The organism is Pseudomonas sp. Choline-02u-1, assembly GCF_002836515.1.
Taxonomy (GTDB): Bacteria; Pseudomonadota; Gammaproteobacteria; order Pseudomonadales; family Pseudomonadaceae; genus Aquipseudomonas.
On sequence record NZ_PJBC01000004.1, the window covers coordinates 161,110 to 182,777 of the forward strand.

The 21,668-nt window shown below is 60.2% G+C and carries 12 protein-coding genes; 6 read left to right on the forward strand and 6 right to left on the reverse strand.

The features are described from left to right. Positions 1–117: 117 nt before the first annotated feature. The 3 genes from CXF97_RS04840 to CXF97_RS04850 all read right to left on the reverse strand — a co-directional run bounded on the left by CXF97_RS04840 (position 118) and on the right by CXF97_RS04850 (position 7,687). The gene (locus CXF97_RS04840) at positions 118–1,488 is read right to left on the reverse strand and encodes a DUF3999 domain-containing protein (RefSeq protein ID WP_101156742.1); all 1,371 of its coding nucleotides are present in this window, start codon (positions 1,486–1,488) and stop codon (positions 118–120) included. Next, positions 1,485–5,066, reverse strand: a complete 3,582-nt coding sequence (locus CXF97_RS04845) for a DUF2339 domain-containing protein (RefSeq protein ID WP_101156744.1) — start codon at positions 5,064–5,066, stop codon at positions 1,485–1,487. The genes CXF97_RS04840 and CXF97_RS04845 overlap by 4 nt, the downstream gene beginning before the upstream one ends. Positions 5,067–5,236: 170 nt before the next feature. After that, positions 5,237–7,687: a glycogen/starch/alpha-glucan phosphorylase gene (locus CXF97_RS04850; protein WP_101156746.1), complete on the reverse strand. Its 2,451-nt coding sequence runs from the start codon at positions 7,685–7,687 to the stop codon at positions 5,237–5,239. Positions 7,688–7,946: 259 nt separating this feature from the next. Between CXF97_RS04850 and CXF97_RS04855 the strand changes: the two genes are divergently transcribed. Beyond that, a complete protein-coding gene (locus CXF97_RS04855; RefSeq protein ID WP_045122258.1) occupies positions 7,947–8,384 on the forward strand; it encodes a YkgJ family cysteine cluster protein in 438 nt (145 codons plus the stop codon). Positions 8,385–8,538: 154 nt separating this feature from the next. Here CXF97_RS04855 and typA read toward each other — a convergent pair whose 3' ends face one another. Beyond that, a complete protein-coding gene (gene typA / locus CXF97_RS04860; RefSeq protein WP_101156749.1) occupies positions 8,539–10,359 on the reverse strand; it encodes a translational GTPase TypA in 1,821 nt (606 codons plus the stop codon). 139 nt (positions 10,360–10,498) lie between these two features. Then, complete coding sequence (gene thiI / locus CXF97_RS04865; protein ID WP_042608651.1) at positions 10,499–11,953, reverse strand: tRNA uracil 4-sulfurtransferase ThiI; 1,455 nt, start codon at positions 11,951–11,953, stop codon at positions 10,499–10,501. A gap of 327 nt (positions 11,954–12,280) precedes the next feature. On the opposite strand from thiI, the gene glnA reads away from it, so the two are divergent. The 5 genes from glnA (at position 12,281) to ntrC (ending at position 17,857) form a co-directional block, all read left to right on the forward strand. After that, positions 12,281–13,687, forward strand: a complete 1,407-nt coding sequence (gene glnA / locus CXF97_RS04875; protein ID WP_101156753.1) for a type I glutamate--ammonia ligase — start codon at positions 12,281–12,283, stop codon at positions 13,685–13,687. 288 nt (positions 13,688–13,975) lie between these two features. Next, positions 13,976–14,488, forward strand: coding sequence for a DUF4124 domain-containing protein (locus tag CXF97_RS04880; protein ID WP_101156755.1), 513 nt, complete (start codon positions 13,976–13,978; stop codon positions 14,486–14,488). Then, entirely contained in the window at positions 14,485–15,108 is a 624-nt protein-coding gene (locus tag CXF97_RS04885; RefSeq protein WP_101156757.1) for a DUF4124 domain-containing protein, read from the forward strand. The genes CXF97_RS04880 and CXF97_RS04885 overlap by 4 nt, the downstream gene beginning before the upstream one ends. Positions 15,109–15,338: 230 nt before the next feature. Beyond that, the gene (glnL, locus tag CXF97_RS04890) at positions 15,339–16,424 is read left to right on the forward strand and encodes a nitrogen regulation protein NR(II) (protein ID WP_101156759.1); all 1,086 of its coding nucleotides are present in this window, start codon (positions 15,339–15,341) and stop codon (positions 16,422–16,424) included. Continuing rightward, positions 16,421–17,857 carry a nitrogen regulation protein NR(I) gene (gene ntrC, locus CXF97_RS04895; protein ID WP_101156761.1) on the forward strand — a complete coding sequence of 479 codons (1,437 nt, stop codon included), beginning with the start codon at positions 16,421–16,423 and terminating at the stop codon, positions 17,855–17,857. Before glnL ends, ntrC begins: the two co-directional genes overlap by 4 nt. Positions 17,858–18,416: 559 nt before the next feature. Here the strand turns inward: ntrC and CXF97_RS28165 are convergent. Further along, positions 18,417–21,407 carry a leucine-rich repeat domain-containing protein gene (locus tag CXF97_RS28165; RefSeq protein WP_178081147.1) on the reverse strand — a complete coding sequence of 997 codons (2,991 nt, stop codon included), beginning with the start codon at positions 21,405–21,407 and terminating at the stop codon, positions 18,417–18,419. Positions 21,408–21,668 lie beyond the last annotated feature (261 nt).

A 21,668-nucleotide genomic window follows, 5' to 3' on the forward strand; every position in this document is an offset into this window, starting at 1 on the left:
GCAAATGTATTGATTGAGGAGCCGCCTTCGCGAGCAAGCCCCGCTCCCACATTCGATCTGCATAGTGCACAGATCCATTGTGGGAGGCGGACTTGCTCGCGAATGGCGCGCAGCCGCTCATGCTCCGGTATTGGCGGGCGGCTTGCGCAACAGGCTGAACGCCATCGCCCCCAGAAACACCACGCTCAACAGCAATACCGCCCACAGCCCGATTTTCTTCCAGTTGGTCCCGGCCACCGCGGCTGCGGTCGTCGTCGAAGTCTGCGTCACCACGGCTTCGCTTTGCACCGAGGCCTTGCCCAGCGTCGCCAGCATCTGCGGTTTGAAATCCGGAATCAGCGTGGTCAACGGCAGGTTCGCCGTTTTCACCGTGGCATTGCCCAAGGCCAGACTGTACGGCCCATCGCCTCGGGCGAGGAAAATCACCTGGGTGGCGCGCAATGCGTATTTCAGATCCGGCGCCTGCTCACCCAGCCCGCCGCCGCGCTCATCCACGGTCAGCTTGAGTTGCTGCACGGTCTGCCCGGACAGCGGGATTTCGTTCTGCACCACGTCCTGATTGTTCTGGCTCAGGCGATACAGCAGGCCACTGCTCAATGTCTGCCAAGGCAAGTGGCTCTCGCGCCGGCCGGCCAACGTAACCGGGGCCAGACTGTTTGGCTGTTTCAGCTCAACCTGCACCCGCTCGACATTCAGCCCCATCGGCAGCTGCCAGATGTATTCCCCGGCCTTGGTGCTGCTGCCGGCCACGCTCGACGACCAGACCAGTGGCAGCGGCAGATTGCGCGGGTCGCTGCTCTTCAGTTGTGCCGAAGTCAGGATCGGCGCCGAACCCGGCGACTCCCACAGCAGGCGCACGTAGCGCGCGGTCTGCCCCGGCAAAGTCACTTCGTGCTGTTCGATGCGCTCATCGGAAAAGGTCAGCCGCGCCACCTGGCCCTCGCCCCAGGATTGCCAGTGCTGCAGATCGTCGCTGGCCTCGATGCTGAAACGCTGGAAACCGTCGCGCTCGCTGGTCCAGTCGAGGATCAACTGCTGCAACGGTGCCTTGATCGCACTGGCATCCAGCAGCCAACCGCGCAACACTTCTTCGCCCGCCTCCAGTTGCGAGGACGGCTGCACTTCAACCAGCGTGCCGTTGGTGGTCGACTGCACGCGCACATTGGGCGCGCGCTCGCTGGCGTCGGCGGCGTTGTACAGCGGGAACCATTTGACCTCGTGCAGCTTGCCGTCGTCGCGGGTCTGCGCCGATTCGCGAGCCAAGGCATAGGCCTGCGCTTCGCCGGCGGCGTTGAACACACGCAAGTCGCTGAGATCGGTCTGGCGCGCCTGCAATTGCACGCTCAGCGGCAATTCGAGGCGATACCACGGGCCATTGCCACTCACCGACAACGGCACCTGCGTGGCGAAGTCCGCCGGTTTTTCCTGAGCGCCGGCCACCATTACCACGCCCAGCACCAACCATCCCAGATTCAGCATGCGACTCACGAGGCAACTCCTTCGGTTTCCGGCGCGGGCTTGTCCGCCGCCGGTTCAGCCTCGACGCGTTTGGGTGGCAGCGGCGCAAAGTAGCCAACCACCAGCAGCAACACGCCGACGCCGATAAACGAGACGATCCGGGCGAGGCCGCCACGGTTGCTCAATTCGACAAAAATCAGTTTCGCCACTACCAGCGCAATCAGCGCCGCACCGATCAGCCAGACTTCGCGTCGATGGCGCAGATGGCCGCCGATCATCAGCCCCAGCGCCATCAACGTCCAGACGATCGACAGGCCGGCCTGCACCAGCATCGACGCGAGCAGCTGATCGAGCTCGAACGGGATGCCGGCCCAGTGATGCGCAGCGCGGGTGACCAACGCGGTGCAAAAGGCGAACAGCGAGACCCCGGCGATCAATTGCGTGCCGTGGTCGGCGTAGTCCTGGCGGATCGACAGCTGCGCAACCGCGCTGCGCGACCAGACATAAACGCTGAACAGCGCGAACAGCAGTCCCAACTCCAGTGGATTGAGCAGCGGCACGTAAGGCAACGGCTCGGCATTGCCATCGCTGACGCCATTGGCCAGCCAGAACCACGCCAGCATCAGCACCGCCAGCGGTGCCGCTGCGTACAAGCGGTACTCGCGAGCAAACGCGGCGACCGGCCACGGCCAGCTGCGCGGTGCCGCCATCAACAGCAAATACAGGCTCGGCAGAATCGCCCAACCCAGCCAGCGCCAGGCGTTGTACTGCTCGGACAACAGCAGCAAGCCGTAACGCAACTCCAGCGCCAGCACGCCGATCAGCAGCCAGCAACCGAGCACATGGGCGGCGCTCAACGCGCGCACCGGCAACATCCACGCCAAGCGACGCAGGCTGAAGAAGTGCACCGCGAACAGCACCGGCCACGCCAGCCAGCCGAAGTCGGCGGCCGGGTGGTAGCGCGAATGCCAAGCGCCGAGCAAAACCAGCGCAGCGGCCGGAATCAGCAAGGCGCAGAGCAAACCCAGCGCCGGCCATTTCAAGCGCAGTGACAACAGCGTCCACAGCGCCACACTGATCGCAGCGACCAGCAGCAACAATGTGCCTTGCAGGTTCGGCGAGGCGAAACGCAGGATTTCGCTGACCCACGCCAGCGTCCACCAACCGGCGCCCCAGACCAGCAGCACCTGCGACAAGCGCTGCAAACCCAAGGCATCGAAAGCAGTGACATGGTTGCCCAGTTGCAAGCGCCACGCACCGATCAGCGCGGCCAGCCCCAGCACCAGCGGCGTCCAGAAGCCGCCATGGGCCAGCGGTTTCAGCCCTTCGCTGGGCAGCGGCCCGAGCCATTCAGGGCCGGCGAGCAGAAACGCCGCGCCGCCGACCACCTGCAACAGCAGCCCGAAAACGAAACTCAGACGCTGTTGCAGGTACAGGCTCAGCCAGATGATCAGCAAACCGCTGGCCGCCCACACTGCACTCGCGGTTTGCCACGGCAGCACGAACAGCACCGCCAGATTGATCAGTACCAAGCCGGCCAGCAGCACCACCGACAAGCCGCGCAGCAGGCGCACGTCGCTGCGCACCATCTCGTCCCGCGCCGCCAGCAGCATGCCGGCGATCAACGCCACGCCAATCAACGACGCACTGAGCAAACCGCTCCAGCCAGCGCTGAACACCACCGCCGAATCTTCACCGGCCGTTTGCAGGCGCAACAGGAACAACGCACCGCCCAGCAACTGCACGGCGAACGCGGTAAACAGGAACGTGCGCGATTGAATTCGCAAGCCAACAAACAACGTCGCCAACCCGGCCAAGGCCCAACTGATCGCCGTGCCCTGGATGAACAGGAACAACGGTGCGAGCAGATAAAGGAACGTCAGGCCCAGGCATGCCAGCACTGGCAGGCCGTGCCTTTCCCACGGCGATGTCAGCTCAGGCGTAGCCTTGCGCAGTTGGAGGAAACTGAACAGCAACGCGGCGCCAAGCATTAGCGCGCCCAACGGTGCGCCGTCGAGCAGGCTGCTCTCGCCGAGCTGCAATTGGCTGAGAAACGCCAGCGCTGAACCCAGTTGTAGCAACAAGGCAAAAGCCCGGGCGAACGGACGATGCTGACGCAACCCGAGCCAGAAAATCCCCGCGCCTTCCACGGCCCACGCCGCTGAAGTCCAGCGCGCATCGAGCCCCAGCGGAATCGCCAGGCTGGCAAAAATCACCCCCAGCGCCAGACAGGTTTCGCCCAGCAGCATCGCGCGCCCGCCCATCAGCGTTTTGGCCAGCGCCATGTAGATCATGCCCAGCGCCAAAGCGCTGAAGGCCGCGGCAAATTCGAGGTGCTGGACCAGCGCGAACTGCAAACCGAAGCCAATGATCGGCGGGCCGAACAACATCGTGCCGTCGACGTAATCGCCCTTGCGCGCCGACCATTGCAGCAACGCTTCACGGTCGGCCTCCGCCGGCGCGTCCGGCATGTCGCGCAACTTGCGCCGGGCGAACAGCAGGCCGATGGCGAGGTACATGAGGAAAAACAGGATCAGAAACGGCTCGGTGCTCCACAGCAGTTCCGGCGTGTAGGAGCGCAGGCCCCAGGCGAACCCGATGCCGAACGTGCCGACGAAGCCGATCAGATTGAGCAGGCGCCAGGCCTTGAACCAGGCGATGGCGAGAATGCCGGCATTGAGCAAAGCGAAATAACTGAACAACGCGACATGATTGCCTTCGCCGGTAGACGTCAGAATCGGCGCGGCGAAACCGCCCAATGCCGCGGCTGCCGCCAGCCCCAGTGCATCCTGAGTGATCGCCAGAATGGCCGAGAACACCGTCACCGCGACCAGCAAGCCCAGCGCGGCGGACGGATCAAGCAACGGATGCAAACGCATCGCCGCAAACACCGTCAGGTACAGCACCGCGATCCCGGTGCCTTGCAGCATCAGTGCATAGTGGCTGTTCCGTCGGCGTAGCCACCAACCGAGCGCCAGCAGGGCCAACGCCGCTGCCGCGACGCCGGCGTAACGCAACTCGATCGGTACCACCATGCCTTCGGTGGCGTAACGCAGCAAAAACGCCAGACCGAAAAACAGCAGCACCACACCCACGCGCAACACAGTGTTGCCGCCGAACAGCCAGTTGCGCGCAGCGCTGATGCCACGTTCGATCAGGTTCGGGCCACGGGGTTCGGCAGGTTGTTGTGCTGGCGCAGCAGGAGCCGGTTCGGCACGCCAGGCATCGACGGGCAGCGGCTGACTGGTTTCGCCGACGACGGCGGAAATCGGTTCGAGTTCGGGCGGCAGTTCCCAGATCAGCTCAGGGGTAGGGGCGGCCTGCTCAGCCACGTTGACGGGTTCGACGACTGGCTCGGCTTCAGGTGTCGGTGTCGGCGCATGCGAGGGCGCCCCCTCCAGCACAAACAGCCGCTGAGCCACGCCTTGCAAGGCTTCGCGCACCTGCTCGAGCTGGCGCTGTTGCTCCGCCGTTTGCGCGCCGAGGCGCGCAATGCGTAGCGCCTGGCCGATGACCAGCCCTAGCAGGGCGCCCAACAGCGCGCCACTGAATGACTCGTCGAGCAGTCCACCGAGCACCAGCCCGATCAACATGAACATCCATTGCATGGTCGATATCCCTGAGCGCAAAGGCCAATCCGGGAAGATTAGCGCAGCCTGTCGCAAAAAGATCGCAGCCTGCGGCAGCTCCTACAAAGGTTTATGCGAACACCTGTGTAGGAGCTGCCGAAGGCTGCGATCTTTTCCGGCGCGCCGATTATATCGAGCCAGGCGGGAAGTTACTCCAGCGCTTTCCAGATATCCGTCGCGTACTCGCGTATCGTCCGGTCGGAAGAGAACCAGCCCATTCGCGAAGTGTTGAGCACCGCTGAACGCCACCAGTTCTGCGAATCGTGCCAGTGCGCATCGACGCGCTTCTGCGCTTCCCAGTAGGAGTCGAAGTCGGCACAGACCAGGAAGCGGTCATAGTCGATCAGCGAGTCGATCAGCCCGGTGTAACGCGAGGTGTCGTCCGGTGAGAAAACGCCGCTGCGAATCGCTTGCAGCACATCGTTCAAACGATGGGACGCGGCGATGTCGGGCACGGCGCTGAACTCGTGGTTCTGCTTGCGCGCTTCAACCTGTTGCGCACTGAGACCGAAGATGAACATGTGCTCGGCACCGATGCGCTCGCACATTTCCACGTTGGCACCGTCGAGGGTGCCGATGGTCAGCGCGCCGTTGAGGCCGAACTTCATGTTGCTGGTACCCGACGCCTCGAATCCGGCGGTGGAAATCTGTTCGGACAAGTCTGCCGCCGGGATGATGCTCTCAGCGAGGCTGACGTTGTAGTTGGGCAGGAACACTACTTTCAACAGACCGCGCACCGTCGGGTCGTTATTCACAACTCGGGCGATGTCGTTGGTCAGCTTGATGATCAGCTTGGCCTGGTGATAACTCGCCGCTGCTTTACCGGCGAAGATCTTCACCCGTGGCACCCAGTCGACTTCCGGCTCGGCACGAATCGCTTGGTACAACGCCACGGTGTGCAGCAGGTTGAGCAGCTGACGTTTGTATTCGTGGATACGTTTGACCTGCACGTCGAACATCGCCGCCGGATTGACCGCAATCCCCAGGCGCTCGTGAATCAGATAGGCCAGCGCCTTCTTGCTGTGCAAACGCTGCTCGGCGAAGGCTTTGCGGAATGCAGTTTTTTCGGCGAACGGTTCGAGTTCGGGCAGGCGCTCTTCGGGATGGTCGAGCACATCGGGGCCGAGGGCATCGACCAGCATCGAGGTCAGTTCAGGATTGGCCTGATACAGCCAGCGGCGGAAAGTGATGCCGTTGGTTTTATTGTTGATCCGCTCCGGGTAGAGCTTGTGCAGTTCGGCGAATACGGTTTTGCGCATCAGTTGCGTATGCAGACCGGACACGCCGTTGACGCTGTGCGAGCCGAGGAACGCGAGGTTGCCCATGCGCACGCGGCGGCCGTTGTCTTCTTCGATCAGCGACACAGCGCGCAACACGTCGAAATCGTGGATACCCTTGGCCCGCAGCGAATCGATGTGCTGCGCGTTGATCAGGTAAATGATCTGCATGTGCCGTGGCAGCATGCGTTCCATCAGCCCGACCGGCCAGGTTTCCAGCGCTTCCGGCAGCAGCGTGTGGTTGGTGTACGACAGCGTGTCGACGGTGACTTGCCATGCCGCGTCCCATGCGACGTCGTAGACGTCGACGAGCTGGCGCATCAACTCGGCCACCGCAATCGATGGGTGAGTGTCGTTGAGCTGGATCGCCGCGTGATCACCGAGGGTCAGCACCGAGGTGTGCATGTTGCGGTGACGGCGCAGCAGATCCTGCAGCGAAGCGGCGACGAAGAAGTATTCCTGGCGCAGGCGTAGCTCTTGCCCGGCTTCAGTGCTGTCTGCCGGGTAGAGGACGCGGGAAATACTTTCGGCGCGGGCCACTTCCGCCACGGCGCCCAAGTGGTCTCCGGCGTTGAAGCGCTCCAAATGCAAATCTTCCATCGCCCGCGCGCGCCACAGGCGCAAAGTATTGACGCTCGCGCCGCGCCAGCCGACCACCGGCGTGTCGTAGGCAATCGCCCGCACGGTTTCCGCCGGCGACCAGACCTGACGGGTCTTGCCGGAGGCATCGGTGACGGTTTCGACGCTGCCGCCGAAGCCGATCGGGTACACCACCTCAGGGCGTTCGAATTCCCACGGGTTACCGAAATCCAGCCAGTGTTCGGTTTGCTCCTGTTGCCAGCCATCGACGATCGCCTGACGGAACAAGCCGTGTTCATAACGAATGCCATAACCATGGCCGGCGATGCCGAGGGTCGACATGCTTTCCATGAAGCACGCCGCCAGGCGTCCGAGGCCGCCGTTGCCGAGCGCCGCATCAGGCTCAAGCAGGCGGATGCGCTCCAGATCGACGCCCAGCTCTGTCAGCGCTTCACGGGCAACGTCGAGCAGGCCAAGATTGCTCAGGCTGTCGTAGAGCAGGCGACCGATGAGAAATTCCAGCGAGAGGTAATAAACCCGCTTCTGGCCTTTGCGGTAGATCTGGCGGGTGTGGTCCATCCAGTGTTCGACCATGTGATCACGCGCCGCCAGGGCGATGGCTTCGAACCAGTCATGGTCGAACGCGTGATCGGGGTCTTTGCCCACGGCGTAGGTGAGTTTGGTCAGGACGGCGTCGCGGAATGCGGCCACCTCTGCTTCGCGAACTAGTGGTTCTTGAGTCATCAACAGGACCTCGAGCGAGCGGGAATTTTCTGAGCCTAGACGGTCTGACCGGCGGTATCGGCTCTGGTTCGGCAGTATTTGCCCGGACTGTGCGCCAGTGCGACATAACCTTGGCGGATGAGCCAGTGAATGCAGGGGCCGTGCCGTCCTGTCGGGCAAAATGCGGTTGCTGTGAAAATATCCGGCGAAAGGTTGTTCAAAATTCCACCGCTCCCGGTATGATCGCGCGCCCTGATGCACACACGCCTGGTAACTCCCGATGATGAAGCCCAACCTGATCGCCGCCGCCGAGATTGATCGTCTCGATACGTGGGCCAAATACTCGGCGCCGATGTGCGGCTCCTGTATCTCCAGCTGCTGCACGCTGCCGGTCGAGGTCAAGATCAAGGACCTGGTGCGCATCGGTGTGGTTGACGAGTTCGAACTGGGCGATCCGCCGAAGAACATCGCCAAACGTCTGCAGAAGGAAGGTCTGGTCGAGCGCTTCAATCAGAAATCGGGGATCTTCACCCTGCAGCGCATGAGCAACAACGACTGCTATTACCTGGATCGTAAAAGCCGCCTGTGCACCATTTATGACAAACGCCCTGACACCTGCCGCAACCACCCGAAAATCGGCCCGCGGCCGGGGTATTGCGCCTACAAGCCCAAAGAAGTTGAGCGCGTGCAGAATTCCCGCTCGATCGAGAAATTCTGAAGATCAAAAGATCGCAGCCTTCGGCAGCTCCTAAAGGGGAATGCGTATCCCTGTAGGAGCTGCCGAAGGCTGCGATCTTTTTTGCCTTGATTGCCGGGCAAACAAAAACGCCCCCGGTCTCGCGACCGGGGGCGTTTTCTATTCCAGGGCTGAATTACGCCTTGGCTTTCTTGGCAGCGCGGGTACGCTCGCTTTCGTCGAGGATCTTCTTGCGAAGACGGATCGACTTAGGCGTGACTTCGCACAGCTCGTCTTCCTGGATGTATTCCAGAGCCTGTTCCAGGGTGAAGCGAACAGGTGGGACCAGAGCGATGGTTTCGTCTTTACCCGAAGCACGCATGTTGTCGAGCTTCTTGCCTTTGGTCGGGTTTACACCCAGGTCGTTGTCGCGGCTGTTCTGACCAACGATCTGACCGTTGTAGATCTCCTGGCCGTGTTCTACGAACAGCTTGCCGCGAGCCTGCAGGGTTTCCAGCGAGTAGGTCAGTGCCTTGCCGGTTTCAACCGAAACCAGAACGCCGTTCTGACGACCGGACATGTGGCCCGACTTGACGGTGTCGTAACGATCGAAGATCGAGGTCAGGATGCCAGCACCGTTGGTCAGGGTCAGGAACTGGTTACGGAAACCGATCAGACCGCGAGCAGGGATGTTGTATTCCAGACGAACACGGCCCTTGCCATCCGGCACCATGTTGCTCAGGTCGCCTTTACGCAGACCCATCTCTTCCATCACCTTGCCCTGAGCTTCTTCAGGGATGTCGATGGTGACGTTTTCGAACGGTTCCTGCTTCACGCCGTCAACTTCACGGATGATCACTTCAGGACGGCCCAGGGCCAGTTCGAAGCCTTCGCGACGCATGGTTTCGATCAGTACCGAGAGGTGCAGCTCACCACGGCCGGAAACCTTGAACTTGTCAGCCGAGTCGCCTTCTTCAACGCGCAATGCAACGTTGTACAGCAGCTCTTTGTCCAGACGGTCCTTGATGTTACGGGACGTCACGAACTTGCCTTCTTTACCGCAGAATGGCGAGTCGTTGACCTGGAAGGTCATGGAAACAGTTGGCTCGTCAACGGTCAGAGGCTTCATCGCCTCGACGGTGTCCGGGTGGCACAGAGTGTCGGAGATGAACAGCGAATCCATACCGCTGATGCAAACGATGTCGCCTGCTGCAGCTTCTTCAACGTCGATGCGGTGCAGACCGTGGTGACCCATCAGTTTCAGGATACGGCCGTTACGGCGCTTGCCGTCGGCACCGATCGCCACAACCGGGGTGTTCGGCTTGACGCGGCCACGAGCGATCCGGCCAACGCCGATAACACCCAGGAAGCTGTTGTAGTCCAGAGCGGAGATCTGCATCTGGAACGCGCCATCACGGTCAACGGCCGGAGGCGGAACGTGGTCGACTACCGCCTGGTACAGCGGAGTCATGTCTTCCGCCATGGCGGTGTGGTCCAGACCGGCAATACCGTTCAGGGCCGAAGCGTAAACAACCTGGAAGTCCAGTTGCTCTTCGGTCGCACCGAGGTTGTCGAACAGGTCGAAGATCTGGTCCAGAACCCAGTCCGGACGCGCGCCTGGACGGTCAACCTTGTTGATCACCACGATCGGACGCAGGCCGGCTTCGAAAGCCTTCTTGGTCACGAAACGGGTTTGCGGCATAGGGCCATCTTGAGCGTCAACCAGCAGCAGAACGGAGTCGACCATCGACATTACGCGTTCAACTTCGCCGCCGAAGTCGGCGTGGCCCGGGGTATCCACGATGTTGATGTGGTAGCCGTTCCAGTTGATGGCGGTGTTCTTCGCCAGAATGGTAATACCGCGCTCTTTTTCCTGGTCGTTGGAGTCCATCACGCGCTCGTCGTTGAGCTCGTTGCGCTCCAGGGTGCCGGATTGACGCAGGAGTTTGTCTACCAGGGTGGTTTTACCGTGGTCAACGTGGGCAATGATGGCGATGTTGCGTAGATTTTCGATCACTTGTGTATCTCGATCAGAGGATTCGGTTTGCTGACAAGTCATGGCAGCGATTAGCAGTAGTGTCCGGCATGGCCGTTACAGCTTGACGGCGGTGTCGGGGGGCCGGTGACGCAGGCCACAGGCAAACAGCCCCGGGCACTTAGCTCGGTCGATAAACGCGCACATTGGCATGCCCCTCACTGAGCAAATGGTGGGCATGCAGGCGACTCATCACGCCTTTGTCGCAATACAGCAGGTACTGGCGAGTAGGGTCCAGTTCCTTGAAACGTGCGTTCACTGCATAGAACGGCATCGTCTGTACCTCTATGCCGGCGAGCTCCAGCGGGTCATCCTCGGCGGCATCCGGGTGACGGATGTCGATCACGATCTGACCGGCCAGCGCTTCGCTGACTTCTTCAATCTGCAAATCCTGGCCCAATTCGTCGATCACCCGATCGATCGGCACCAGTTTGGCGTTGGCGAGCGCACGCTCGAGCACCGCCATGTCGAATTCTTTCTCTTCGTGCTCAACCCGACCGCGTTTGGCGGCGGTCTTGGGGTTGACCGAAATCACGCCGCAGTATTCCGGCATGTGCCGGGCGAAATCGGCAGTGCCGATCTCGTTGGCCGTGTCGATGATGTCCTGCTTGTGCGCGACGATCAGCGGACGCAGCACCAGCTTGTCGGTCACGCAGTCGATCACCGACAGGTTCGGCAGCGTCTGGCTCGACACCTGGGAGATCGCTTCACCGGTCACCAGCGCATCGATATGCAGGCGTTCGGCGATCTCGGACGAGGCGCGCAACATCATACGCTTCAAAACCACGCCCATATGACTGTTATCGACTTTGCCGAGAATTTCGCCCAGCACTTCCTCGAACGGCACACTGACAAATAGCACGCGTTGCGAGCTGCCGTACTTCTTCCAGATGAAGTGCGCGACTTCCATCACGCCCAATTCGTGGGCACGCCCGCCGAGATTGAAGAAGCAGAAGTGCGCCATCAGGCCGCGGCGCATGATCTGGTAAGCCGCTACGGTGGAGTCGAAGCCGCCGGACATCAGCACCAGCGTCTGCTCCAGGGCACCGAGCGGGTAGCCGCCGATGCCGTTGTGCTGGCTGTGAATGACAAATAACCGTTTGTCGCGAACTTCGATTCGGACTTCGATTTCCGGCGCTTTCAGGTCGATTCCGGCCGCTCCGCACTCGCGACGCAGCTTGCTGCCGACGTATTTTTCGACGTCCATCGAGCTGAATGCATGCTTGCCCGCGCGCTTGCAGCGCACCGAAAAAATCTTCCCGGCCAGCGCATCGCCGTAGTGCTGCTTGCACTTCTCGGTGATGTCGTCGAAGTCGCCCAGCGGGTACTCGTCGATCTGCAGAAAGTGCGCGATCCCCGGCATGCAGGTCAGGCGCTCACCCATCTCTTTCAAGGCTTTGGGGTCGGTTACACGGGTTTCCAGTTCGAGATTGTCCCACACGCCGTTCACCACCACGGCCGGGTCCAGGTCACGGAGCACGGTGCGGATGTTCTTGGCCAACTGGCGGATGAATTTCGTCCGGACAGGTCGGCTTTTGATGGTGATCTCGGGGAAGACTTTTACGATTAGTTTCATGAAAACAGCGCGCGAACGGCCAGCCGAAAAAGGGGGGCGCGGATTATAGCGGAAATTGCTCAAGGTTTAACCAGTTTATGTGCAGAAGGTTTTGCGCGCACCAAAACGGGTCATTTCTCAATTTAAACGCAACATTACGGGGCGAGATTTGTCGATTCAGTACCTCACGCACCTTAATAAGCGTGAATTCGGGGCAAAAAACCCATGCTGGGGCACTGGCATGCAATTTGCTCCCTTGTGAGGCAGGTTGCCTTGGCAGAGTATTCGCGCCGGCATCACCATTATTAAGGGCATCCACTACCCGCCCTAATTCACCCGGAGGACACTATGTCGAAGTCGGTTCAACTCATCAAAGATCATGACGTCAAGTGGATTGATCTGCGCTTCACGGACACCAAAGGCACTCAGCACCACGTGACCATGCCGGCTCGCGATGCGCTGGATGACGACTTCTTCGAAGTCGGCAAGATGTTCGACGGTTCCTCCATCTCCGGCTGGAAAGGCATCGAAGCCTCCGACATGATCCTGATGCCGGTCGACGACACTGCCGTGCTCGATCCGTTTACCGAAGACCCGACTCTGATTCTGGTCTGCGACATCATCGAACCTTCGAGCATGCAAGGCTACGATCGCGACCCACGTGCAATCGCCAAGCGCGCCGAAGAGCACCTGAAAGCCACCGGTATCGGTGACACCGTATTCGCCGGCCCAGAGCCAGAATTCTTCATCTTCGACTCGGTGAAGTTCAAGTCGGACATTTCCGGCTCGATGTTCAAGATCTACTCCGAGCAAGGTTCGTGGATGTCCGACCAGGACATCGAAGGCGGCAACAAGGGCCACCGTCCAGGCGTGAAAGGCGGCTACTTCCCGGTTCCACCATTCGACCACGACCACGAAATCCGTACCGCCATGTGCAACGCACTGGAAGAAATGGGTCAATCGGTTGAAGTTCACCACCACGAAGTGGCAACTGCCGGCCAGAACGAAATCGGCGTCAAGTTCAACACCCTGGTGAAGAAGGCCGACGAAGTTCAAACCCTGAAATACGTTGTACACAACGTTGCCGACGCTTACGGCCGCACCGCGACCTTCATGCCGAAGCCGCTGTACGGCGACAACGGTTCGGGCATGCATGTGCATATGTCGATCTGGAAAGACGGCAAGAACACTTTCGCCGGTGAAGGCTATGCCGGTCTGTCCGATACCGCTCTGTACTTCATCGGCGGCATCATCAAGCACGGTAAGGCCCTAAACGGCTTCACCAACCCGGCGACCAACTCCTACAAGCGTCTGGTCCCAGGCTTCGAAGCTCCGGTGATGCTGGCCTATTCGGCTCGCAACCGCTCCGCGTCGATCCGCATTCCTTACGTGTCGAGCCCGAAAGCCCGCCGTATCGAAGCACGCTTCCCGGATCCGGCTGCCAACCCGTACCTGGCCTTCGCAGCTCTGCTGATGGCTGGTCTGGACGGTATCCAGAACAAGATCCACCCAGGCGATGCGGCCGACAAGAACCTGTACGACCTGCCGCCTGAAGAGGCGAAAGAAATCCCACAGGTGTGCGGCAGCCTCAAAGAAGCCCTGGAAGAGCTGGACAAGGGCCGCGCGTTCCTGACCAAGGGCGGCGTATTCTCCGACGATTTCATCGACGCTTACATCGCGCTGAAATCGGAAGAGGAAATCAAGGTTCGCACCTTCGTACACCCACTGGAATATGAGCTGTACTACAGCTGCTGATCCGGTAGCGCTGCGTAAAGTGGCGTGACAGAAAGAGGCCTCCTTCGGGAGGCCTTTTTTGTTGTCCGGATTTTGTGACGCTACGCATTTCTCATGTGGGAGCGGGCTTGCTCGCGGAAGCGGTGGGTCATTGAAATAAACTGTTGCCTGAAACGACGCCTTCGCGAGCAAGCCCGCTCCCACAGGGGATTTGTGGTGTTTGAATGATCTTTGGATGTGTCGCCAGTTGGGCCAACCGCCGCAGCTGTCCTATGCTGCTACCCATCGTTTTCAATCCCGGTCGATTTCATGGGTCGCACGTTTCTCTACATTCTGCTGCTGATCGCCCTGCCCGCCGCTGCGCAGATCTACAAGTACACCGACGCCAACGGCAACACCGCGTACAGCAATCAACCGCCGGACGGCGTGCAGGCGCAACCGGTCGAGTTGCCGCCACTCAATCGGGTCGAGCCGCAAGCGCCGAGCGCGCCGCAATCATCCAGCGCCCAAGCACCGCAACCGCCGCGCAACCCCTATGAAATCCTCGAGCTCACCGGTCTGCCGACTGACGAGGCCGTGCGCGCCAACAACGGCACCTTCACGGTCAATGTTCTGATCAAGCCGCGCCTGCAACCGCCGCATCAGCTGAGACTGGTGCTGGACGATGTGCCCTACGGCCAGCCGAGCAACGTGCCGGTTTTGCAACTGGTGAATATCGATCGCGGCGAGCATCGCCTGGCCGTGCAAGTGATCGACGGCCAGACCGTCATTCAGCAGAGCCCGCCCGCAGCCTTCACCGTGCAACGCGTGCATACGCCATGATCCGTGCAGGGCTGTTACTCATCCTGGCGCTGATTGCGCTGCCCGCCCGGGCCGAGGTCTTCACCTATATCGACGCGCAGGGCAACCGCGTCTACACCGATCAGCCACATGCCAACGCACAGCGAGTGCCGATCGCGACGAGCAATCGCATGGCTGTGCCTGCCAACACCGCCGCGCCGATCGCCACGGCGAAAAAATCCGCTGAAGCACCACCCTTCCATTACGACATGCTGCGCATTCTGATCCCGGAGCCCGACGCCACTTTGCGCAGCAGCGCCGGCGAGCTGATCGTCAGCGTCACCAGCGAACCCCGCCTGCAAAGCGGCCATCGTTATCGGCTGCTGCTGGATGGCAAGGCCACGGGCGAGCCCGGCGTCAGTCCGGTATTTGCCCTGAGTAACATTGATCGCGGTAGCCACAGCCTTTCGATCGAAATCCTCGACGCCGCCGGGCAAACTGTCGAACGCACCGCCAACCAGCCTTTCCACATGCTACGCATTTCCCTGGCGCAGAAACGCAAGGTTCAACCCTGCGTCGCAGAAGACTACGGCGTGCGCCCGGAATGCCCGCTCGAGGACAAACCTGCAGAGCCGAAAAATCCGTTTCTGCGCTTCTTTTAACGTCCGCCAGCCATCCGCACTCTATTGGTGCACTAAACTGCATTCCACCCACATGCCATCCCATTTTGGTTCGAAACTTCCCGTTTGAGCTGGCTCCGTGCCATACAAACGCGCGTCAAACGCCTGTTTCAGAGGCCAGACGCTTCTTTTCGGAGCCTTGGTTTGGTTTTTGCATTTTCCCGACATCAGCGCTTTGTTCTCGCGCACGCCTTGCTCCAAAAGGGGTCCAGATGACCATAAGCGACGCTATTCACCGTTTGCTGCTCGACAACCTGACCACGGCGACCATCCTGCTCGACGCCGAACTGCGTCTCGAGTACATGAACCCGGCGGCGGAAATGCTGCTGGCCGTCAGCGGTCAACGCAGCCATGGCCAGTTCATCAGCGAGCTGTTTACCGAATCCCCCGAGGCGCTCAATTCCCTGCGCCAGGCGGTCGAGCAGGCGCACCCGTTTACCAAGCGCGAAGCGATGCTCACCGCCCTCACCGGCCAGACCCTGACTGTGGATTACGCGGTCACGCCGATTCTCAGTAACGGCGAGACTTTGCTTTTGCTCGAAGTGCATCCGCGTGACCGCTTGCTGCGGATCACCAAGGAAGAGGCGCAGTTGTCCAAACAGGAAACCAGCAAGATGCTGGTGCGCGGCCTCGCCCATGAAATCAAGAATCCGCTCGGCGGCATTCGTGGCGCGGCGCAATTGCTGGCCCGCGAACTGCCGGAAGACAGCCTGCGCGATTACACCAATGTGATCATCGAAGAGGCCGACCGCCTGCGCAATCTGGTCGATCGCATGCTCGGCTCGAACAAATTGCCGTCGCTTGCCATGTGCAATGTCCACGAAGTGCTCGAACGCGTTTGCCAACTGGTCGAAGCCGAAAGCCAGGGCTGCATCACGCTGGTGCGCGATTACGATCCGAGCATTCCTGACGTATTGATCGACCGCGAGCAAATGATCCAGGCCGTATTGAACATCGTGCGCAACGCGATGCAGGCGATCAGCAGCCAGAACGAGCTGCGCCTGGGCCGCATCAGCCTGCGCACCCGCGCCATGCGCCAGTTCACCATCGGCCACATCCGTCATCGCCTGGTCACCAAGATCGAGATCATCGACAACGGCCCGGGCATCCCGGCGGAACTGCAGGAAACCATTTTCTTTCCGATGGTCAGCGGTCGCCCGGACGGTACCGGGCTCGGCCTGGCCATCACCCAGAACATCATCAGTCAGCACCAGGGCCTGATCGAGTGTGAGAGCCATCCAGGCCACACCACCTTCTCGATCTTCCTGCCACTGGAACAAGGAGCCACATCGACATGAGCCGTAGTGAAACCGTGTGGATCGTCGATGACGACCGTTCTATCCGTTGGGTTCTGGAAAAGGCCTTGCAGCAGGAAGGCATGACCACCCAGAGCTTCGACAGCGCCGATGGCGTGATGAGTCGTCTGGCACGGCAGCAGCCAGACGTGATCATTTCCGATATCCGCATGCCGGGCGCCAGTGGCCTGGATCTGCTGGCGCGGATTCGCGAACAACACCCAAGGCTGCCGGTCATCATCATGACTGCTCACTCGGATCTGGACAGCGCTGTCGCCTCCTATCAGGGCGGCGCCTTCGAATACCTGCCCAAGCCTTTCGACGTCGATGAAGCCGTTTCGCTGGTCAAGCGTGCCAATCAGCACGCCCAGGAACAGCAAGGCCTGGAAGTCGTACCGGCATTGACCCGCACTCCGGAAATCATCGGCGAAGCGCCGGCGATGCAGGAAGTGTTTCGTGCTATCGGCCGCTTGAGCCATTCCAACATCACCGTGCTGATCAACGGTGAGTCCGGTACCGGTAAAGAACTGGTCGCTCACGCCCTGCACCGTCACAGCCCTCGCGCGGCTTCGCCGTTCATTGCGTTGAACATGGCAGCGATCCCCAAGGATCTGATGGAGTCGGAGCTGTTCGGCCATGAGAAAGGCGCCTTCACCGGCGCCGCCAACTTGCGTCGCGGCCGCTTTGAACAGGCGGATGGCGGCACGCTGTTCCTCGATGAGATCGGCGACATGCCGGCCGACACGCAGACGCGTCTGCTGCGCGTGCTGGCCGATGGCGAGTTCTATCGCGTCGGCGGCCATGTGCCGGTCAAGGTCGATGTACGCATCATCGCCGCGACCCACCAGAACCTGGAAACCCTGGTGCATGCCGGCAAATTCCGTGAGGACTTGTTCCACCGCCTCAACGTGATCCGCATCCACATCCCGCGCCTGTCGGATCGTCGCGAAGACATCCCGACCCTGGCCCGACACTTCCTCAGCCGCGCCGCGCAGGAACTGGCGGTCGAGCCCAAGCTGCTGAAGAGCGAGACCGAGGAATACCTGAAAAACCTGCCATGGCCGGGCAACGTGCGTCAGCTGGAAAACACCTGCCGCTGGATCACCGTGATGGCCTCGGGGCGTGAAGTGCACATCAGCGACTTGCCGCCAGAACTGCTGAACCTGCCGCAGGATTCAGCGCCGGTGACCAACTGGGAGCAGGCGCTGCGTCAGTGGGCCGATCAGGCGCTGGCGCGCGGCCAGTCGAGCCTGCTCGACAGCGCCGTGCCGGCGTTCGAGCGGATCATGATCGAGACGGCGCTGAAGCACACAGCGGGCCGTCGCCGTGATGCTGCGGTGTTGCTGGGCTGGGGGCGTAACACCCTGACGCGCAAGATCAAGGAACTGGGGATGAAGGTTGATGGTGGCGATGATGATGAGGGGGAAGAGGCTTAACACATAATAGGCGAGCACCCGATATCCCCTGTGGGAGCGGGCTTGCTCGCGAATGCGGTGGGTCATTGAAATATAGGGTGACTGACACGACGCCTTCGCGAGCAAGCCCGCTCCCACACTTGGTTCACCGTGCACCGCATGGATGCACGATGACCTGTGATCGGGCACTGCCGGTCTTTCGAATGACCACCTCAAAACCTTAAAAGCTCACCCTTCAAAAATAACGAAAGCCCCGAATTCCGGGGCTTTCGCGTTTCCGAATCGTTTGTTTGTTTCAGCAAATTAAAACCTGGCACGGCGCCTGCAATACGTTCTTCAGGTGATTCGATTCACCACCCGTTTCGGGGACCTTGGTACAGGCAGGCCGGGGATTCCCCTCTTTACATCGGGCTCATGCCGCAACGGATGAGCCCATCCTTTTGGGATCCTTGGTACAGGCAGGCCGGGGGTTCCCTCTTTACACTGGACCGACGCTCGCAGCGAAGTCCGCCCCTTTTGGGAACCCTGATACAGGCAGGTCAGGGATTCCCGCTTTTATTCCTCCCACCCGGTTTGAAGCTCAATCGAGCTTCGGACGCTTGGGCAGATGATGCAGGGGCTGATTTTGCCGTCCCGGGTCATTTTCACGAATCTCGGCCTCCAGCCTGTCCAGCATCTTCCCAGGGCTCCATTCGAAGGTCAGGATATTGTCGAGCCGTGCCTGCTCGCCAGGTATGCACTCGCTGTAAATCTTGAGGAACGACCAGACCCGCCGCTGCAAAAGCGGATACTCGACATGGAATTCGGGGGTTCGACTCAGTTGCCTCATCGCGCCCGTCAAGCTCGAGCGAGGACCGAAGCTGTCCCAGAGCTGGAGTTTTTCAGTCAACTCCTTTCCCGGCGGCACGTTTCGCAGCCAAAGGTGGGCCGACCGGTCATCGCTTGCAACTCCCAGCCAGATATCGCTACCCGTTGCGATACGTGCATGGATCAGCCGTCGGAGTGAAGCAGGATCCGTTATTGGATTGCCGAGGAGATTGAAACCGGCTCTGATCTCAATGGATTCGGGAATCGATGTAATGCGATTGTTCGCCAGATTCAGGATTTTGCCGGGAATCTCGTTGGTGATGCCCTCGGGAAACCTGTCTAACCCGGCAAAGGAAAGATCCAGTTCCTGCAGCACGGTCATTCGTGTGACTGAAGGCGCAACCGAGAGCGGGTTATTACTGAGTTTCAGTACTTCCAAGCGCAACGGCCCGTTATCGGCATCAAGTCCTCGCAGCTGTTGTATACCGTTCTGCTCCAGATCCAGGACGCGCAACCCGGTCATGCCGACCACCGAAAAATCAGGCGACAAGTTGGCCCTTTGCAGCGTCAAGCCTCGTAACTGCGCAAGGCTTCCCGACACTTCAACGTTTCCCGCATCCACGGTGAACCTGAAGCCGGGATCGGCAGAAGACATGCCATATCCGAAAATCAATTTCAGACTTTCAAGATTGGGGAACGCTGAAAAAAACCGCTCCGGCAGAGGCACGGCTAACCCCGTTAGCTCAAGGGAAACGATGGAGTTGAATTGTGTTGCCAGTGACGGATGATCTGGCCACCTCGAAACACTCGCAGACAGCTTGAAACCCACCGGCCGCTTATCGTGAAAGACCAGTTCGTCAGGCTCTCCTTGCCACGTGTACAGACGGCGTAACGTGGGGCCCAACTTATCGCCGTCATACAGGTAGGAGTTCGTCCAACGGCTGAGTTCCTGATCCAGTTGCACAAGTCCAGGCTGGAGCCGTTTGAGCTCCACCTCTGCCGCATCCTTGGCACTGAAGTGCACGCGGAAATGATCGGCTTGTTGATCGCTCGCTTCCGGAAAGTATTGTCGGACCTGCGCTCGGGTGGTGGACTCAGCGACAGCCAGCAAACGCCCTACGTCGCCAGTATCACCGCGCAGCACCGAGCGCGCCGGCGATGGTTCGCTTGGCAGGCCTGTTTCTGCCTCCAGCCTTTCCAGCTTTTTCAAAGGGCTCGGTTCATTCTTCAAAATGTCCTTCAACCTGGCCTGAAGGCCGGGGTCAGCCTTACTGTAGCTCTCGAGAAATCGCCAGACCCGTTGCTGCAAAACCGGGCGCTCAACGTGAAATCCAGGCGTACGCGCCAAGTCCACCGCAATTTGCCTAGCCACAAGCCAATATGCGTCAACGTCAACACTGTCCCAAATTTTCAAGTTTTCAGACAGTTCCTCTATCGGCAAATGTCGTAGCCAGGCATTTGGCGAGCGGTCAAAATTTGTTTCCCCCAACCAAACGTCGGTGCCTGTTTTTGTACGCGCGTCCATCAGCCGCCGGTGGCTCGCCAGATCAGTTATGGGGTTGCCCATTAGATTGAAGCCCGCTCTGACCTCAACGGACTCAGGAATCGATGTAATACGGTTTTTCGAAAGATTCAGGACTTTCCCGGGAATTTCGGAAGTGATGCCCTCGGGAAATCGGTCCAGACCGGTATTGGAAAGGTCCAGCTCCTGCAGCGCAGTTCGGCCTGTAAGTGAAGGCATTTTAGAAAGCCGGTTGTCGCCAAGCCTCAATACCTCCAGTCGTAACGGCCCGTTGTCAGCCTCAAGCCCTGATGGCAGCTGCTCTATGCCGGTCTGCGTCAAATCCAATACGCGCAACTCGGTCATCCCGGTCACGTCAGGTGCCACTTTCAGGGCAGCATTGCGGTTCAGATCGAGGACCTGCAAGCTCAACCGCCCGGGCAGGCCATTCACTACGGCATTCAGATCAGCCCCCCCGTGAATGTTGCCAAGTGTCAGTGCCCGCAGTTCAGGCATGCCTGCCAGCGAGAACTCGGCGGGTAAATCGCAGTTTTGCAGGCTCAGCGAGCGTAAATGAGGAAGCTTTGCCAAGTCCTGGACGACGCTTCCCTCAAGCTTGAGCCTCGCTGCAGAATGACCGCCAGAGAGAATGGATGGCCGGCCAGACACCGTCAGACTTTCAAGGTTGGGAAACAGCGCAGATAAACGATGCGAGTGCGGAACTTCACCCGAGCCAAGGGTCAGGGCGACAACAGAGTTGAATTTTTCCAAATGAGGAAAAACGTTTGGAAGAGAGCCGAAATCCAGATCCAGCTTGAAACCCACCAGTCGGCCTTCGCGATAGACATGCTCACCGGGCCCGCCTTGCCACTTATGAAGCCTGCGTATCCTGCTCGCCATTTCCTCGCTGATACCACCGTACTGCCGCTCTAGCTCGGGGCTCGCACGCTCGATCCGCCTCAGTTCCACCTCTGCCACATCCTTGTCGCCAAACCGGGCGATAAAGGCATCGGCGGCCAGGTCGGTCGTTTCCGGAAGGTACCTTCGGACCTGTTCTCGAGTGGTTGGCTTGACGAGCGTGCGCTGGTACCAAAGACCATTATCGGCATTACGCAGCATCACCGGCCCTGGGAGCAGTTCGCTTGGCCGTCGGGCACGATGCAATCCAGTCGTCGGGTCCACGGCGACAAGCACGAAAGCGCCCTCGGCCACCTCAACGTAAGTACGATTGTTGAAAACCCTTAAGCCTTCGGCGTTGGCCACTGGAAGTAACGCCCGGGCGTTGACTACGTAATCGTCCAGTATCGGTTGAGGCGCAAGCAAACGCGTTGCAGCCGGGGCCGCGTGAATAACGACCGTCGGAGTCGCCCCAGCGGCACCTGCGCCAACAGCGCCAACAGCGCTGGACGTCCCGGCTCGCGGCCCAGGATCATCAATGGAGCGTCCTGAGCCGTAATCTCTAAGGCCCGATGGCCCGGGGAGCGGAATATCCGCGTCGGCCGGTCGGGTCGGGCTGGTCGAAGC

Coding starts and splice junctions, on each gene's coding strand:
- ntrC (WP_101156761.1), top strand. CDS start 16,421: ATGAGCCGTAGTGAAACCGTGTGGATCGTCGATGACGACCGTTCTATC.
- CXF97_RS04850 (WP_101156746.1), bottom strand. CDS start 7,687: ATGACTCAAGAACCACTAGTTCGCGAAGCAGAGGTGGCCGCATTCCGC.
- CXF97_RS04855 (WP_045122258.1), top strand. CDS start 7,947: ATGATGAAGCCCAACCTGATCGCCGCCGCCGAGATTGATCGTCTCGAT.
- glnA (WP_101156753.1), top strand. CDS start 12,281: ATGTCGAAGTCGGTTCAACTCATCAAAGATCATGACGTCAAGTGGATT.
- CXF97_RS04845 (WP_101156744.1), bottom strand. CDS start 5,066: ATGCAATGGATGTTCATGTTGATCGGGCTGGTGCTCGGTGGACTGCTC.
- CXF97_RS04880 (WP_101156755.1), top strand. CDS start 13,976: ATGGGTCGCACGTTTCTCTACATTCTGCTGCTGATCGCCCTGCCCGCC.
- glnL (WP_101156759.1), top strand. CDS start 15,339: ATGACCATAAGCGACGCTATTCACCGTTTGCTGCTCGACAACCTGACC.
- CXF97_RS04885 (WP_101156757.1), top strand. CDS start 14,485: ATGATCCGTGCAGGGCTGTTACTCATCCTGGCGCTGATTGCGCTGCCC.
- thiI (WP_042608651.1), bottom strand. CDS start 11,953: ATGAAACTAATCGTAAAAGTCTTCCCCGAGATCACCATCAAAAGCCGA.